This window comes from Nocardioides zeae (assembly GCF_030818655.1).
In the GTDB taxonomy this organism is placed as follows: Bacteria; Actinomycetota; Actinomycetes; order Propionibacteriales; family Nocardioidaceae; genus Nocardioides; species Nocardioides zeae_A.
In genome coordinates this window covers 861,680-876,473 of record NZ_JAUTAN010000001.1, presented here as the reverse complement: position 1 = coordinate 876,473, position 14,794 = coordinate 861,680, and the positions used below count along the sequence as shown (strand labels likewise).

General features: G+C 73.1%; 19 protein-coding genes and 1 other RNA gene. 15 read left to right on the top strand and 5 right to left on the bottom strand.

From position 1 onward, the window contains the following. Nucleotides 1-93: 93 nt before the first annotated feature. Nucleotides 94-339 carry a hypothetical protein gene (locus QE405_RS04190; RefSeq protein ID WP_307198956.1) on the bottom strand — a complete coding sequence of 82 codons (246 nt, stop codon included), beginning with the start codon at nucleotides 337-339 and terminating at the stop codon, nucleotides 94-96. A gap of 25 nt (nucleotides 340-364) precedes the next feature. On the opposite strand from QE405_RS04190, the gene QE405_RS04185 reads away from it, so the two are divergent. The 3 genes from QE405_RS04185 (at nucleotide 365) to QE405_RS04175 (ending at nucleotide 2,279) form a co-directional block, all read left to right on the top strand. After that, nucleotides 365-700, top strand: coding sequence for an antibiotic biosynthesis monooxygenase family protein (locus tag QE405_RS04185; RefSeq protein WP_307198955.1), 336 nt, complete (start codon nucleotides 365-367; stop codon nucleotides 698-700). A 99-nt stretch (nucleotides 701-799) separates the two neighbouring features. Further along, nucleotides 800-1,657: a 3-methyl-2-oxobutanoate hydroxymethyltransferase gene (panB, locus tag QE405_RS04180; RefSeq protein ID WP_307198954.1), complete on the top strand. Its 858-nt coding sequence runs from the start codon at nucleotides 800-802 to the stop codon at nucleotides 1,655-1,657. Nucleotide 1,658: 1 nt separating this feature from the next. Then, on the top strand, nucleotides 1,659-2,279 hold the full coding sequence (locus tag QE405_RS04175; protein ID WP_307198953.1) for a hypothetical protein: 621 nt from the start codon (nucleotides 1,659-1,661) through the stop codon (nucleotides 2,277-2,279). A gap of 149 nt (nucleotides 2,280-2,428) precedes the next feature. Here the strand turns inward: QE405_RS04175 and QE405_RS04170 are convergent, their stop codons facing one another. Then, entirely contained in the window at nucleotides 2,429-2,620 is a 192-nt protein-coding gene (locus tag QE405_RS04170; RefSeq protein WP_307198952.1) for a hypothetical protein, read from the bottom strand. 68 nt (nucleotides 2,621-2,688) lie between these two features. Here QE405_RS04170 and QE405_RS04165 point away from each other — a divergent pair, with 68 nt between their 5' ends. The 5 genes from QE405_RS04165 (at nucleotide 2,689) to QE405_RS04145 (ending at nucleotide 7,472) form a co-directional block, all read left to right on the top strand. Then, a complete protein-coding gene (locus QE405_RS04165) occupies nucleotides 2,689-3,111 on the top strand; it encodes an SRPBCC family protein (protein WP_307198951.1) in 423 nt (140 codons plus the stop codon). A gap of 43 nt (nucleotides 3,112-3,154) precedes the next feature. Then, entirely contained in the window at nucleotides 3,155-4,009 is an 855-nt protein-coding gene (gene map / locus QE405_RS04160; protein ID WP_307198950.1) for a type I methionyl aminopeptidase, read from the top strand. A 72-nt stretch (nucleotides 4,010-4,081) separates the two neighbouring features. Next, nucleotides 4,082-5,701, top strand: coding sequence for a circularly permuted type 2 ATP-grasp protein (locus QE405_RS04155; protein ID WP_307198949.1), 1,620 nt, complete (start codon nucleotides 4,082-4,084; stop codon nucleotides 5,699-5,701). After that, a complete protein-coding gene (locus QE405_RS04150) occupies nucleotides 5,695-6,630 on the top strand; it encodes an alpha-E domain-containing protein (protein WP_307198948.1) in 936 nt (311 codons plus the stop codon). The genes QE405_RS04155 and QE405_RS04150 overlap by 7 nt, the downstream gene beginning before the upstream one ends. A 2-nt stretch (nucleotides 6,631-6,632) precedes the next feature. Then, on the top strand, nucleotides 6,633-7,472 hold the full coding sequence (locus QE405_RS04145) for a transglutaminase family protein (RefSeq protein ID WP_307205539.1): 840 nt from the start codon (nucleotides 6,633-6,635) through the stop codon (nucleotides 7,470-7,472). Nucleotides 7,473-7,521: 49 nt separating this feature from the next. Here QE405_RS04145 and QE405_RS04140 read toward each other — a convergent pair whose 3' ends face one another. After that, a complete protein-coding gene (locus tag QE405_RS04140; protein ID WP_307198947.1) occupies nucleotides 7,522-7,983 on the bottom strand; it encodes a tetratricopeptide repeat protein in 462 nt (153 codons plus the stop codon). Between the two features lie 77 nt (nucleotides 7,984-8,060). On the opposite strand from QE405_RS04140, the gene rnpB reads away from it, so the two are divergent. After that, an RNA gene (gene rnpB / locus QE405_RS04135) (RNase P RNA component class A) lies at nucleotides 8,061-8,470 on the top strand. A gap of 3 nt (nucleotides 8,471-8,473) precedes the next feature. Here the strand turns inward: rnpB and QE405_RS04130 are convergent. Next, entirely contained in the window at nucleotides 8,474-8,710 is a 237-nt protein-coding gene (locus QE405_RS04130) for a hypothetical protein (protein WP_307198946.1), read from the bottom strand. Nucleotides 8,711-8,883: 173 nt separating this feature from the next. On the opposite strand from QE405_RS04130, the gene QE405_RS04125 reads away from it, so the two are divergent. From QE405_RS04125 to QE405_RS04105, 5 genes are all read left to right on the top strand, one after another. After that, entirely contained in the window at nucleotides 8,884-9,288 is a 405-nt protein-coding gene (locus QE405_RS04125; protein ID WP_307198945.1) for a PPOX class F420-dependent oxidoreductase, read from the top strand. A 7-nt stretch (nucleotides 9,289-9,295) separates the two neighbouring features. Beyond that, on the top strand, nucleotides 9,296-10,411 hold the full coding sequence (locus tag QE405_RS04120; RefSeq protein ID WP_307198944.1) for a hypothetical protein: 1,116 nt from the start codon (nucleotides 9,296-9,298) through the stop codon (nucleotides 10,409-10,411). A 55-nt stretch (nucleotides 10,412-10,466) separates the two neighbouring features. Then, nucleotides 10,467-10,886: a PPOX class F420-dependent oxidoreductase gene (locus tag QE405_RS04115; protein ID WP_307198943.1), complete on the top strand. Its 420-nt coding sequence runs from the start codon at nucleotides 10,467-10,469 to the stop codon at nucleotides 10,884-10,886. A gap of 62 nt (nucleotides 10,887-10,948) precedes the next feature. Continuing rightward, nucleotides 10,949-12,439 (top strand): HNH endonuclease signature motif containing protein, encoded by a 1,491-nt coding sequence (locus QE405_RS04110; RefSeq protein ID WP_307198942.1) that lies wholly within the window; start codon nucleotides 10,949-10,951, stop codon nucleotides 12,437-12,439. A gap of 89 nt (nucleotides 12,440-12,528) precedes the next feature. Beyond that, nucleotides 12,529-12,828, top strand: coding sequence for a hypothetical protein (locus QE405_RS04105; protein WP_307198941.1), 300 nt, complete (start codon nucleotides 12,529-12,531; stop codon nucleotides 12,826-12,828). On the opposite strand, the gene QE405_RS04100 is transcribed toward QE405_RS04105, so the two are convergent. Next, a complete protein-coding gene (locus tag QE405_RS04100; protein ID WP_307198940.1) occupies nucleotides 12,812-13,885 on the bottom strand; it encodes a nitronate monooxygenase in 1,074 nt (357 codons plus the stop codon). The genes QE405_RS04105 and QE405_RS04100 overlap by 17 nt on opposite strands. 87 nt (nucleotides 13,886-13,972) lie before the next feature. On the opposite strand from QE405_RS04100, the gene QE405_RS04095 reads away from it, so the two are divergent. Further along, entirely contained in the window at nucleotides 13,973-14,725 is a 753-nt protein-coding gene (locus QE405_RS04095; protein WP_307198939.1) for an ABC transporter permease, read from the top strand. Nucleotides 14,726-14,794: the final 69 nt, after the last annotated feature.

The window sequence follows — 14,794 nt, the reverse complement described above, 5'->3', positions numbered from 1 at the left end:
AACTCCTCCGTCGCGTCTGGATACCCCCTGGGGGTATGTCGTGGACGCAACGGTACGTCGCGGGCGGCTATTCCGCGAACGCAGGACCGCGGGTCAGCGCTCGAGGTCCCGCAGGCGCTGGCGCGCGCCCTCCTGGTCGTAGCCGCGGCGGAACTCGCGCCGCAGCACGACCGCGAGCGGGAGCCAGAAGAACAGCACGACGAACAGGAGCACGCCGACCTGCACGGGCGTCGACAGCGGCAGCAGCGCCACGGTGACGACGAAGACGACGAGCAACCACGTGGGCGCGGACTGCACGCGAGCGAGCGTGCGTCCGTAGCGGGCCAGGACCGAGGTCACGGAGCCATCGTGTCACGCTCCCGGTGTGCCGTTCCTCGCCGCGACCCCGCCGCCGCCCTACACCGCCGTCGTCTTCACGAGCGTCCGCGCCGCGGGCGGGCCCCGCGACGACGACGAGGCGTACGCCGCGACCGCGGCCCGCATGGAGGAGCTCGCTCGGCAGCAGCCCGGGTACCTCGGCATCGAGTCGGCCCGGTCCGGCGACGAGGGCATCACCGTGTCGTACTGGCGGGACGCGGAGGCGGCCCGCGCCTGGAAGCAGGTCACCGAGCACCTGGTGGCCCAGGGGCGCGGGCGGCGCGAGTGGTACGCGACGTACCGGGTGCGGGTCGCGACGGTCGAGCGCGACTACGGTCCGTGACCGGCGCCACAGCGCCAGGGCCGGGGGTCCGTCCTACGCTGGACGCGGTCCGGGGACTCCACCAGGGAGCCGCGAGAGCACACAGCAAGGAACTCGACGATGAGTGAGCAGCCCAGCCCCTACGGGTCGGGGCCGCAGGCCGGCAGCACGCCCGCCGCGGCACCCAGGAGGATCCGCACCCACCACCTGCGCGAGATGAAGGAGCGCGGCGAGCGGTGGACGATGCTGACGTCCTACGACATGTACACCGCGCAGGTCTTCGACGAGGCCGGCGTCGAGGTGCTCCTCGTCGGCGACAGCGCCTCCAACAACGTGCTGGGCAACGAGACCTCGCTGCCGGTGACGGTCGACGAGCTGATCCCGCTGACGCGGGCCGTCGCCCGCTCGGCGCGCCGCGCGCTGGTGCTCGGTGACCTGCCGTTCGGCTCCTACCAGGCGAGCCCGGAGCAGGCCTACCTCACGGCCGTCCGCTTCATGAAGGAGGGCGGCGCCCACGCGGTGAAGCTCGAGGGCGGCGCCGAGATGGCCGCGACCATCGAGAAGCTGACACTCGGCGGCATCCCCGTGTGCGCGCACATCGGGTTCACCCCCCAGTCCGAGCACACCCTCGGCGGCTACCGCGTGCAGGGCCGCGGGGACGCCGCCGAGCGGGTCCTGCGCGACGCCCACGCGGTCGCCGACGCCGGCGCGTTCGCCGTCGTGATGGAGATGGTGCCGGGCGACGTCGCCGCCCAGGTCACGAAGGAGCTGTCCATCCCGACGGTCGGGATCGGCGCGGGTCCGGAGTGCGACGCCCAGGTGCTCGTCTGGCAGGACGCCTTCGGCCTGCGCACCGGGCGCATGCCGCGCTTCGTCAAGCAGTTCGCCGACGTGCGGTCCGTGCTCGCCGAGGGCGCGCGGGCCTACGTCGACGAGGTGCGCGGCGGGAGCTTCCCCGGGCCTGAGCACACGTTCTGACGTGGAACGTCCCCAAGGGCCGCCGGTAGACCACATCCACATCGTCGAGACCGGGCTCGCGGTGCACGGTTGGCTGGAGGCCGGCGCCGACCCCGATGACGTCCCGCCGGGGGTGGACATCGTGGTCGCCGGGTGGTCGGACGGGCCGTTCGACATGCCCCGTCGCACCGGCCGTCGGCTGCCGGGTCTCCCTCCCCCAGCCGCCGCGACCCGCGTCTACGCCGCCGTGTTCGAGATGCAGGTGGAGGGCGGCCTCCTCCGTGTGTCCATGACGGCGGAGGACGAGCGCGTTGCATCCGGGTACGGGACACCGGGCGACACGTCACTGCTCGACGCGACGACCCGCCCCGCCGGCACTGCGCGACCCCTGCTGCAGCCGGCCGGGGGCGGGGCCGCATCCGGGTGGCAGGTCGACGCCCTGCTCCTGCGGGACGACGTCGTCTCGGCGACCTTCGGTGGCGACCCTCTCGAGATCACGCCCCACGGGGTCGTGCTCCTCATCAGCGGCGACCGCACCCCGCCGACGCTCGAGCTGTTCGACGCCGCGGGGGACCTGCTGGCCTCGGGGACGACGATCGACCTGGTGCGCGAGGTCGTCGACAGCGGCGCGTGGCCGGCCTGACCACGCGTCAGGACTGTGCGGCTGGGGCAGCTCCAGCTCGATCCAGGCCGCTCTATCCGCACATTTGCAGTCCCCGGGCGGGCCGCCCCCACCACGAGCGCGACGTCGTGGCCCCAGCGCCCTGAAAAGCGCGGCGCTGGGGCCACGACTCACGACGAGCTCTCGCCCTCCCACTCCTCGTTGCGCTCCTCGACCTTCTCCAGGGCGTGGGACGCCTCCTCGCGGGTCGCGTAGGGTCCGAGCCGGTCCTTGTTCTTGCACCCGCTGCGCGGCTCGACCGTGTGGTGCTTGAGGCAGAACCACCAGTCGTCGGGCGTGTTGTCGGAGAGTCGGCTCGTCATGACGACACGCTACTCCCGCGATCGACCGACCACCCGTCAGCCACCGGCCAGCCACCCGAGGAGCACCCGTGGAGACCACCGCCAGGACCGTCGTCGACAAGCCGATCGGGGTCGTCTGGGCCGCGCTCGCGGACCACACCGCCATCGAGCAGTGGGGCCCGGGGCTGCGCGTCACGGTCGACGACTCCGCCGCCGAGGAGCCCGGGGGCGTCGGTGCCGTCCGGCGGATCAAGAGCGGCCCGACGCCCGCGATCGTCGAGCGCGTCACCGTTGTCGAGCCCGGCCGCTCCCTGTCCTACGTCGCCCTCGGTGGCGTGCCGTTCCGCGACTACGGCGGCACCGTGCGACTGACCGAACGCAGCGCCACCAGCACCGAGGTGGCCTGGACGCTCCACGCGCAGCGCCGGCTCCCGGTGGTCGAGGGCGTCGCCCTGGCCGGTGTGGCCCGGGTGCTCCTCACGCTGTTCACCCGCGCCGTACGCCGCGGCTGAGCCACGCGCGGTCCCTCGGCCGGGCGTCCCTAGAGTGGGCGCCATGTCCCGCGCCCCGCTCACCCCCGGCACCGTCTCCCCCGTCCGCCCGGTGCCCCGCTCGATCCCGCGGCCGGAGTACGTCGGGCGCCCGGCCCCCGAGCGCTTCGAGGGCGACGAGGTGAAGGACGCGGACACCATCGAGCGCATGCGCGCGGCCGGTCGGCTGGCGGCGCAGGCCCTCGCTGAGGTGGGGCGCGCCGTACGTCCCGGGATCACCACCGACGAGCTCGACCGCATCGGGCACGAGTTCCTCTGCGACCACGGCGCCTACCCGTCGACGCTGGGCTACCGCGAGTTCCCCAAGTCGCTGTGCAGCAGCATCAACGAGGTGATCTGCCACGGCATCCCCGACAGCACCGTGGTCGAGGACGGCGACATCGTGAACATCGACATCACGGCCTACCTCGACGGCGTGCACGGCGACACCAACGCGACGTTCCTGGCGGGTGACGTCGACGAGGAGTCGACGCTGCTCGTGGAGCGCACGCGGGAGGCGCTCAACCGGGGCATCAAGGCCGTCAAGCCGGGCCGGCGCGTCAACGTGATCGGGCGGGTGATCGAGGCCTACGCGGCGAGGTTCGGCTACGGCGTGGTCAAGGACTTCACGGGCCACGGCATCGGCACGCACTTCCACTCGGGCCTGGTGATCCCGCACTACGACAGCGACTACTACGACGACGTGATCCGCGTCGGCATGACGTTCACCATCGAGCCCATGCTCACCCTCGGCACGCCCGACCACGACATGTGGGACGACGGCTGGACGGCGGTCACGAAGGACCGCCGCCGCACGGCCCAGTTCGAGCACACCCTGCTGGTCACGCCGACCGGCGCCGAGGTGCTGACGCTCCCCTGAGCGCACGCCGCGGAGCGTTCCCGGGTGCGTCCTGCAACACCCGTGTTACAGGTCCTGGGTAACGTCCGCTCCATGACGGCCATGTTCGAGGGATACACCGGCGCCGCGGGCCCAGCGTTCGACGAGATGTTCGCCGACGAGGGTCTTCGCACGCCGTACGCGCAGCTGTCCGCCTCGCTCGTCGACATGACGGAGCCGGAGCTCCGCAGTCGCGTCGACGCGCTCGCGACGGCGTACCTCGACCAGGGCGTCACCTTCGACATCGGGGGCGAGGAGCGCGCCTTCCCGCTCGACATCCTGCCGCGCGTCATCGAGATGGAGTCGTGGTCGCGCATCGAGAAGGGCGTCCAGCAGCGCGTCAAGGTGCTCGAGATGTTCCTCGAGGACGTGTACGACGCGGGACGCGTCTTCGAGGACGGCGTCATCCCCCGCTCGGTCGTCACGACGTCGTCGCACTACCACCGGGCCGCTGCCGGCCTCACGCCGCCGAACGGCGTGCGGATCCAGGTGTCGGGCATCGACCTGGTGCGGGACAACGCGGGCGAGTTCCGCGTCCTCGAGGACAACGTGCGGGTGCCCTCCGGCGTGTCCTACGTGATGACGAACCGCCGGGCGATCTCCTCGGCGCTCCCCGAGACCTTCGCGCAGCACCGGATCCGGCCGGTCGCGTCCTACCCGCAGCGCCTCCTGTCCGCGCTCCGCGCCGCGGCCCCGGCCGGCGTGACGGACCCGACGGTCGTCGTGCTGACGCCGGGCGTCTACAACGGGGCTTACTTCGAGCACGCCCTCCTGGCGCGCACCATGGGCGTCGAGCTCGTGGAGGGCCGTGACCTCGTCTGCCGCCGCGGCCGCGTCATGATGCGCACCACCAAGGGCCTCGAGCAGGTGCACGTGATCTACCGCCGGGTGGACGACGAGTTCCTCGACCCGGTGCAGTTCCGGGCCGACTCGCTCCTGGGCTGCCCCGGGCTGATCAACGCGGCGCGGGCCGGCAACGTGACGCTCGCGAACGCCGTGGGCAACGGCGTCGCGGACGACAAGCTCGTCTACACCTACATGCCCGACCTCATCCGCTACTACATCGGCGAGGAGCCGGTGCTGCGCAACGTCGACACCTGGCGCTGCGGCGAGCCGGACCACCGCGAGGAGGTCATGGACCGGCTCGACGAGCTCGTGCTCAAGCCGGTCGACGGCTCGGGCGGCAAGGGCATCGTGATCGGCCCCCGGGCCTCCGCCGCCGAGCTCGACGAGCTGCGCGGCAAGGTGCTCGAGGACCCCCGCGCGTGGATCGCGCAGCCGGTGGTGCAGCTGTCGACGGTGCCGACGTACGTCGGCGGGAAGATGGCGCCGCGCCACGTCGACCTCCGCCCGTTCGCCGTCAACGACGGCCAGCGGGTCTGGGTGCTCCCCGGTGGACTGACGCGGGTGGCGCTCGCCGAGGGCGAGCTCATCGTCAACTCGTCCCGTGGCGGTGGGTCGAAGGACACCTGGGTGCTCGCCGGTCCCGGCGGCGGCCGCGGCCAGCGCCAGTCGCAGCGCCAGGTCGAGATCACGGGCGGCACGACACCGTCGGCCGGTCCGGTCGCGGAGCCCGTGGCGGTCCTCGTGGAGCAGGAGCAACAACAGCAGCAGCAGGCGGACGCCGCTGCCCCGTCCCCGTCGTCCACCACCGAGGGAGTCGCCCCGTGCTGAGCCGCATCGCGGAGTCGATGTTCTGGATCGGTCGCTACGTCGAGCGCGCGGAGGACACCGCGCGCATCCTCGACGTGCAGACCCAGCTGATGCTGGAGGACCCGACCGTCGACGAGGCCGCGGCCTGCCGCACCCTGCTGTCGATCATGGGCGTGCCCTACGACGACGACACCGACATGACCCGGCAGACGATCCTCGAGCTGCTGGCGTACGACGCGAACGCGCCCGGGTCGATCGCCGCCGCCCTCGGTGCGGCGCGGGAGTCGGCCCGCCGCGCCCGCGAGACGTTGTCGGAGCCGCTGTGGGAGGCCGTCAACACGACGTGGCGTGCCCTGCCCTCGGGCCGCTTCCGCACGCTGCGCCCGCCTGCCGTCTTCGGCTGGGTGCGCGACCGGGCGGCCCTGGTGAACGGCACGGCCGAGGCGACGATGACCCGCGACGAGGGCTACCAGTTCCTCGTGCTGGGCCGCAGCATCGAGCGCGCCGACATGACGGCGCGGCTCGTCGCGACCGCGGCGCTGACGAGCTCCAGCGCGGCCTCCGCCTGGACCTCGACGTTGCGGGCCTGCGGCGCCTACGAGGCGTTCCTCCGGACGTACCGCGGTCTGGAGACCGACCGCGGCGCCGCGGAGTTCCTGCTGCTCGACCGCCTGTTCCCCCGCTCGATCGTCCACTCGATCAGCCGGGCCGAGCAGTGCCTCGACAACCTCGAGTCGGGCGGCGCGCGCGCCGGCTTCGGCAACGACGCCCAGCGGCTGCTGGGCCGCACGCGGGCGGACCTGGAGTACCGGTCGCTGTCCGACGTCGTCGCCAACCTGCCGGCGGAGATGGAGCGGCTGCAGTACACCTGCGCGGCCGCCACCGACGCCGTCACCCGTCGTTACTTCGCCGGCTCCGAGGCGACCGAGTGGCACGGAGGTGCCCTGTGAGCATGCAGCTGCGCATCATCCACACGACCGGCTACGAGTACGACGGCAAGGCGGTGACCTCCTACAACGAGGCCCGGCTGACGCCGCAGACCTCCCCCGAGCAGATCGTGGCCCACACCCGTCTCGACATCACGCCGACGCCGTGGACGCACACCTACCGCGACTACTGGGGCACGCAGGTCACGTCCTTCGAGGTGCTCGACCCGCACGACGCCCTCACCGTGCAGGCCCAGGCGACGGTCCACACGAACCGGGCGCCGCTGCCGCCCCCGACGCTGGCGTGGGAGGACCTGACGGAGCCCGGCGTCGCCGACGTGCACACCGAGTTCCTCATGCTCCCCGACCTCGTGGCGCCGCCGGAGGACCTCGTCACCCGGGTGGACGCCATCCGCGCGGAGGCCGCCACCCCCGGCGACGCCGCCCGGGCGGTGTGCGCGCTGGTGCACGCGGAGGTCGAGTACATCCGGGGCGCCACCGAGGTGACGAGCCGCGCCGCCGAGGCCTGGGAGCAGCGGGGCGGGGTCTGCCAGGACATGGCCCACCTCGCCATCGGCGGCCTCCGCCACCTGGGGATCCCCGCGCGCTACGTCTCCGGCTACCTCCACCCCTCGGCGGAGCCCGAGGTCGGGGTCACTGTCGCCGGCGAGTCCCACGCGTGGATCGAGTGGTGGGACGAGGGCTGGCACGCCTTCGACCTCACCAACGCCCAGGCGATCAGCGACCGGCACGTCGTCATCGCGGCGGGGCGGGACTACGGCGACGTGCGACCCCTGAGCGGCATCTTCGCCGGGGCGCGCACGTCGCGCATGTTCGTCGAGGTCGAGGTCACGCGGCTGGCGTGACGACGGCGGGGGTACGGCGCGGGGCGAACCCGCGCCGTACCCCGTCGGCTCAGACCAGGTCCTCCAACGTGCCGCGCCGCTCGGCGAGGCGCCGCTCGATGCGGAGCGCCGTCGACTCGTGCTCGGGATCGCCCGTCATCGCGGCGGAGAGCCGGGCGTGCGGGAGCGCGTCCTCGAAGCGCGACTGCCTCTCCAGGCTCCGCGCGAGCGCGTGACGCGCCCAGTCGTCGCTCGGGTTCTCGTCCACGAGACCCTGCAGCTCGGACTCGGCGCGCTGCAGCTGCGCGCGCATGAGGAACGCCCAGGCCCGCAGGCTGCGCAGGCCGTAGTTCTCGGGGTCGAGCTCGAGCGCCGGCTCGATGAGCGCGAGCGCCTCCGCCGGGGCCCGGCGGGCGAGGAGGTCGAACGCCGCGCGGTGGGCGGACGTCGCGTCCTGCGCCTGGCCCGGGAACACGATCGCCGGCGCGCTGATCTGCTCGACCTGCTCGGTCCAGTCGGTGTGCTCGGTCATGGTGTCCCCTCTCGTCGTGGCTGACGGCCCCAACGTCCACCGCAGGGGCGTTGTTCCCCTATCCTGCTGCGTGCGGATGGGCTGGCCGGGCGGCCGCGGCGACACCCTCGGGTGTCGTCGAGGAAGGTCCGGGCTCCACAGGGCGAGGTGGTGGGTAACGCCCACCCGGGGTGACCCGCGGGACAGTGCCACAGAGAACAGACCGCCTCCTCCGGCTCCGGCCGGCGGCGGCAAGGGTGAAACGGTGGTGCAAGAGACCACCAGCGCTCCGGGCGACCGGAGCGGCTCGGTAAACCCCACCTGGAGCAAGGTCGAGAAGTCCGCCTCCGCGAGGAGGCGGACGCGCGTGCGTTCGAGGGCTGCCCGCCCGAGCACGCGGGTGGACTGCACGAGGTCGTCGGCAACGGCGGCCCTAGATGGATGGCCGCACATCGGTGCCCGGCAACGGGCCCGAGGACAGAACCCGGCCTACAGGCCAGCCCGTCCGCACCTAGCCGTCTCGCCGCGCCACCAGTCCCGTGGTGGTGGCACCGAGCTCGCGCCGGGCGTCGAGCAGCGCGCTGAGGCAGCGGGTCACGTGTGGCGACACCGGCAAGGTCTCGGCCATGAGGTCGGCCACCATGGCGTACGACGCAGCGAGATCCCGTTCCGGCCCCTCGGACAGGTGGTGGTAGTCGAACCGCCGGAGGAGCGTCTCGTCGTGGGAGGGTCTGATCTGGTCGTGCACGGCAGATCCTTTGCGGCGGGTGGGCGACTGGCACGCGGCCTTTGCCCCAGCGTGCGCGGGGGACGCCCGGCCCCCAAGCGGTCCCGGGAGAGTTGTCGATCCCTTGCGGAAAACCGCTGGTTGGCGCAGTAGGTATTTGCGCGTCCGCTCCTCGCGGTCGGCATCATGGGGCCGTGGCCCCCACCCAGCCGTCCGCTCCCCCGGTCGCCGACGAGAAGTACGTCGTGCTCACCACCTTCACCAAGGACGGCCGACCGAAGCCCACCCCCGTCTGGATCGTGCCGTTCGAGGGTGCGGCCGCGGTCTGGACGGTCCGCGACTCGTGGAAGGTCAAGCGGGTCCGCGCCAGCGGGCGGGTGCAGGTGCAGGGCTCCGCCGTGCGCGGCAAGCGCACGCACGGCGCGACGTACGCCGGGGTGGGGCGACTGCTGGACGACGAGGCCTCGGCGCGCGTGGCGCGGGCGGTGGTGCGCAAGTACGGGGTGGTCGGGCGGCTGACCGTCCTCGGTAGCCGGCTACGACGCGGCGGTGCCGGCACGGTGGGGATCCTGCTCGACGTGGAGCGGGCGAGGGGCTGATCGCGGCGTGGACGAGCTGGACGGCTCGTACTGCCTGCTGACCTCGCATGAGACGGAGCAGGCCGCGGCCTTCCGGGTGCGCTGGGGGGCGAGGTGGGGCGGCATCGATCCCTCGAAGTTCCCCGCCGTCGACGGCATGTCCCACGGGCACGCCCACGCCTGGCCCGAGTTCCGAAGTCCCCTCCCACGGAGCTCGCGGTCACCCGTCGAGCGTGAGTTCGTCCGCGCAGCGCTGGCGAGGCTGGCGCCCGCTCAGTCGATCGACGTGGTGGTCGCCGCGTGGAGCGTGGGCGACGAACCCGTTCCGGTGGTGCCCGCCGATCTGGGACCGCTGGACCACTGGCTGACCATCCTCGCGGCGGGCCCTTCCGATGATCCCGAGCTCCGCGCGACGTTCTTCGTCGCGTCGGCGCGGTCCGACGACGACGCCCTGCTCGATGCCCTGTCGAGTGACGCCTCCTGGCTGGCCGACTACTCGATCGAAGCCGTCGTGGATGCAGCCGACCGCTGGCTCGCGCGACCGCGGGACGACTGCTTCCACCTCGTCACCGACGACCCTCACCTCCTCGACGCACTGTCCGCCGTCGAGGCCGAGACATGGGCCAGGTACCGCGTTCCAGACCCCCGTCCCGTGCTGCTCGACCTGGCCGCAGTCACGCGCCTGGTCGAGCAGCGTCTCCCCGGCTGGGCGGAGCAGGGTGTCGTGCTCGACGCCGCGCAGTACCGGATGTGGGCCGACGGCGCCCAGTACGACTCACTCGCCGACGAGGATGAAGTCATCTCGATCGTCCACGACCTGCCGGCGTCGCTCGACCGGACCGACTGGTACCGCTTCGAGCTGGCACGCGGGGACGAACGGGCCACGGTGGACGTGCACGACGGAGGAGCGCTCCGGATCGACCTCGAGCTCGACGACTGCTCGTGCGACCCGAGCTGTGCCGCCTGCTTCGGTGACGACGATGTCGAAGCGGGTCCGGACATCGTGTGTTCATGCCTCGACGACGACGCGCCGTACGTCGATCTCGACCCCGGCGCCGTCACCGATGTCGAGACGGTCCGCGCGCACCTCGATCGCGCTGTGCGGGCGCTCGTGGCCGGCCCCCTTCGGAGGCGTGACGGCTGACGCCCGCCCCGTACGGTCGGGAGCAGACAAGACGGCCGTACCGAGGGAGAAGCCCGTGACCGACACCCACCTCACCGACTCCGCCCGCGAGATGCTGCGCAAGCCCAACCCCGCGGTGATCGCGACCGTCCGCAAGGACGGGCAGCCCGTCACGGCCGCGACGTGGTACCTCCTCCGCGACGACGACCGCGTCCTCGTCAACATGGACGAGGGCCGGGTACGCCTGAAGCACCTCCACCGTGACCCCCGGGTCAGCCTGACGGTCACCGACAAGGAGAACTGGTACACCCACGTCACCCTCATCGGACGCGTCGTCGAGATCTACGACGACCCCGAGCTCGTCGACATCGACGCCCTCTCGACGCACTACAGCGGCCAGCCCTACCCCCGCCGCGACCGTCCCCGCGTCAGCGCGCTGATCGAGGTCGACCGGGTGCACGGGTGGGGCGAGCAGAAGAACAACGACCAGGCCTGACTCATCCACAGCTCACCACGCACAGGTGGTCATCGAACGTTTGTTCGACTAGAGTGGGGTCCATGGATCGGGGGACCCACACCACAGCGACCGCGTTGATCGACGCGGTCCGCGAGCGCACGACGGCGGCTCGCATCGCGGAAGCGGCTGCCTTCGTCGCGGTCGGTGACTGGGCCGCGGCGCACACCTCCGACGAGGTCGTGGGTGACCCGATCACGGTGCAGGGTGAATGGCACTACGAACGAGACGCCGAGGCCCTGGCTGGTGACCACTTCCTCGAGCTCGGCGGCCCCGGGGCGCCGGTGGTGGCGGAGTTCTGCATCGGCGAGGTGGCCGCCGCCCGAGGGTGCTCGTTCGACGCCGCACGGCGACTGGTCGGTGACGCGATCGAGCTGCGCTACCGCCTGCCCCGTGTCCAGGCCCGGATCGCCGCGGGTGAGGTCGACGTGTGGCGCGGACGCCGCATCGCGCAGAGCACCCGCACCCTGACGTTCGAGGCGGCGGGGTTCGTCGATCGGCACGTGGCGTACGTCGCGGGCAAGGCCACCGGTCCCGAGGTCGATCGGCTGGTGGCGGAGGCCGCGGCGCGGTTCGACCCCGAGACCACCGAGGCCGAGCGGGCCGAGGCTGACGGCGGCCGGCACCTGACGATCGAGCTGGGCGACGTCGCCTACGCGGACCCGCTCAGCGGCACCCTGCGCGGCACCGTCGACATCCACGGGACGCTGGACCTGGCTGATGCGCTCGACCTGGAACGCACCGTCGCGCACGTCGCCCGGCAACTGACTGACCTGGGCTGCGACCAGGACCTCGACGTCCGCCGCTCCATCGCCCTCGGTGAGATCGCGCGGCGCTGCGACGGCATCGCGACGCTGGAGTACGACGCGGCCAGCGGGCCTGCTGGCGACGAAACCCGGCCGGTCCAGCGGGCGCGGCGCGAGGTGGTGCTCTTCGTGCACCTCGACCACGCCGCGATCACCGGCGCCCTCAACGGGTTCGGTCCCGGGATCGACGCCTGCACCGGCACGACCGGCATCGACCTCGCCCGCCTCGACACCCCCGGCGCGCCCCGCGGTGCCGTCACCGTCGAGCAGGTCCAGGCCTGGTGCGCCGCACCGGACACCACCGTCGTCGTCAAGCCGGTCATCGACCTCAACGAGCCCGATGCAGTCAACAGCTACACCCCACCGGACCGGATCGCCGACCACGTCAAAGCCCGCTGGCCCAGATGCGTCTTCCCCTACTGCACCCGCAGCTCACGCACCGCTGACCTCGACCACTGCCGCGCCTACGACGACAACGGCCCACGAGGCCAGACCTCGACGAGCAACCTCTTCCCGCTCTGCCGACGCCACCACCGCATGAAGACCCACCGCGAGATGACCACCGGGAACAAGTGGACCTACCGCCCCACCCACCCAGACAACGGCGAACCACCGAACGCCCTCATCTGGACCAGCCCCCACGGTCAGACCTACCTCGTCGACCGCGACGGCACCCGATCCTGGCCACCACCACGACCAGCACCAGACCCAGGACCAGACGAGACCTGACCCCGGCCAGCACCACCCGCCGCCCGTCCACATCCGTGGCCGGGGCGGCGCAGCATGCCCGGACCCCCGCGGGATGAGAGCCTGGGCCGGTGCCCACCCGTCCCGAGATCGTCTGCATCTGCGGCTCCGCGCGCTTCGCGGACGAGATGCGCCGGACCAACCGCGACCTGACCCTCGCGGGCTCGATCGTCCTCGCTCCCGCCGAGGTGGACGGGCCGGTCGACGCCGAGCAGAAGGCCCTGCTCGACGAACTCCACCTCCACAAGGTCGACCTCGCGGACCGTGTGGTCGTGGTGAACCCAGGCGGGTACGTCGGCGACTCGACCCGCCGCGAGATCGCCCGTGCGCGGAGCACCGGCACCCCGGTCACCTTCACGCACCCGGGCTGAGCCCGGACACCGGGGCGAGGCCGGACACCGAGCCAAGCCCCGACGTCAGGTCGTGACCCCCCGCCAGCCGCCGCAGCACGACCCCGGCCGGCTCGTCGGTCGCCGACCGGAACCCGGTGCCCGCCCAGATGTTGATGGCCTCCTCGTCGCCGGCTGCCGCGGCCGCCGTGCGGATCGGGCTCGTCAGGTGGTGCAGGGCGGGGTAGCCGGAGGGCGCCACCGCGTCGTACGCCTCGACGAACCCGTTCCGCAACGCTCGCGCGGGCCGACCGGAGAACGCCCGCGTGAGCCCGGTCGAGGTGCGCGTCGGGTCGGCGAGGGCGCGGCGGTACGTCGCGGACGTGCCCGCCTCGGGCGTGCGGAGCAGCGCCGTGCCCACGACCGCGGCCTCCGCTCCCGCCGCCAGCACCGCGGCGACGTCCTCCGCCGTCGCCAGACCGCCGGCGGCCCACAACGGCAGGTCGGTCACGGCGCGCACCTCCCGCAGCAGTGTGGTGAGCGGCACCTCGGGCGGGAGGTCGTCGGGATCGAGGGTGCCGGAGTGCCCGCCGGCGACGTGGGACTGCACGACCAGGCGGTCGGCCCCGAGCGCCGCGGCAGCCTCGGCCTCGCTCGGACGCACGACGGTCTGCACGGTCACGGTCCCGACGTCGCGCAGCGCCCGCACGACCGACGGGGCGGGCAGCCCGAACGTGAAGCTCACGAACGGCACCGGGTCGGCGAGCAGGAGCTCGACCTTGGCCTCCCACGCGTCGTCGTCCTCCCGCGGCTCGGCCGGCAGGTCCGTGACGCCGTGCCGGAGGGCGAGGGGGGCCAGGCGCTGCGCGTACGCCGCGTAGGCGTCCCGGTCCACCGGCACCGGGGTCGGCACGAACAGGTTGACCCCGAACCGGTCGGTCCGCTGCCGCACGGCGCCGACCTCCGCCGCCAGCGCCTCCGGCGTCTTGTAGCCCGCCGCCAGGAAGCCGAGCGCGCCGGCGTCGGCGGCCGCGACGACGAGGTCGGGCGTGCTGGGCCCACCGGCCATGGGGGCGACCACGAGCGGCAGTCGTGTCATGACGCCATCGTGCACCGCCGGTCCTATCCTCCGGACCAGCAACCCCCCGGCGAGCGCCCGGGCGTCCGGCGAGGAGGAGGCACCGACGTGGTCGAACCCGGCTGGCCCCTCGCCTTCCTCGTCACGGGACTGGCGGCCGCTGCCGCGCTGGTGGTCCGGCTGTCCGCCCTGGGTCCGTGGCGCGCGCCTGCGTGGGCGGCGACCCGGGCGGTGGTGCAGCTGACGCTGGTGAGCCTGCTGATCGGGCTCGTCCTCCGGTCGATGGCCGCCACCCTGGCGTTCGTCCTGCTGATGGTCGCCGTCGCGACCCTCACGGCCGGCCGGCGGATCACGGACCGCCGCGCGCCGAGCCCCTGGCTCGTCGTGCCGATCACCGCGGGGATGGTGCCCACCGTCGTCGCGGCCGTGGCGGTCGGGGCGGTGCCGTTCGAGCCGGTGGCGGTGCTCCCGGTCGCCGGCATCCTCGTCGGTGGCGCCATGACGGCGACGACGCTCGCGGGGCGGCGCATCACGGACGAGCTCCGCGACCACCGCGACCTCTACGAGGGGGTGCTCGCGCTCGGCGGCACGCGGCGGCAGGCGGTCGGTGTCGTCGGCCGACCGGCTGCGGCCCTCGGCCTCGTCCCGGGGCTCGACCAGACACGCACGGTCGGCCTCGTCACCCTGCCGGGCGCGTTCGTCGGCGTGCTGCTCGCCGGGGCCTCCCCCGTCCAGGCGGGGGCCGCGCAGGTCCTCGTGCTCGTCGGGCTGCTGCTCGTGCAGTCGGTCGCCGCGGCGGTGCTCGTCGAGCTCGTCGCCGCCGGTCGCCTCCCGGTCGACGGCGCACCCCTCGCCCGCTGAGCTCCCGCACCCGCTTCCGCACCCGGCTCGGGGCGGACCGCTGCTCGGACCCGACCCCCGCGGGTACCG

Coding starts and splice junctions, on each gene's coding strand:
- panB (WP_307198954.1), top strand. CDS start 800: ATGAGTGAGCAGCCCAGCCCCTACGGGTCGGGGCCGCAGGCCGGCAGC.
- QE405_RS04170 (WP_307198952.1), bottom strand. CDS start 2,620: ATGACGAGCCGACTCTCCGACAACACGCCCGACGACTGGTGGTTCTGC.
- map (WP_307198950.1), top strand. CDS start 3,155: ATGTCCCGCGCCCCGCTCACCCCCGGCACCGTCTCCCCCGTCCGCCCG.
- QE405_RS04155 (WP_307198949.1), top strand. CDS start 4,082: ATGACGGCCATGTTCGAGGGATACACCGGCGCCGCGGGCCCAGCGTTC.
- QE405_RS04145 (WP_307205539.1), top strand. CDS start 6,633: ATGCAGCTGCGCATCATCCACACGACCGGCTACGAGTACGACGGCAAG.
- QE405_RS04140 (WP_307198947.1), bottom strand. CDS start 7,983: ATGACCGAGCACACCGACTGGACCGAGCAGGTCGAGCAGATCAGCGCG.
- QE405_RS04110 (WP_307198942.1), top strand. CDS start 10,949: ATGGATCGGGGGACCCACACCACAGCGACCGCGTTGATCGACGCGGTC.
- QE405_RS04100 (WP_307198940.1), bottom strand. CDS start 13,885: ATGACACGACTGCCGCTCGTGGTCGCCCCCATGGCCGGTGGGCCCAGC.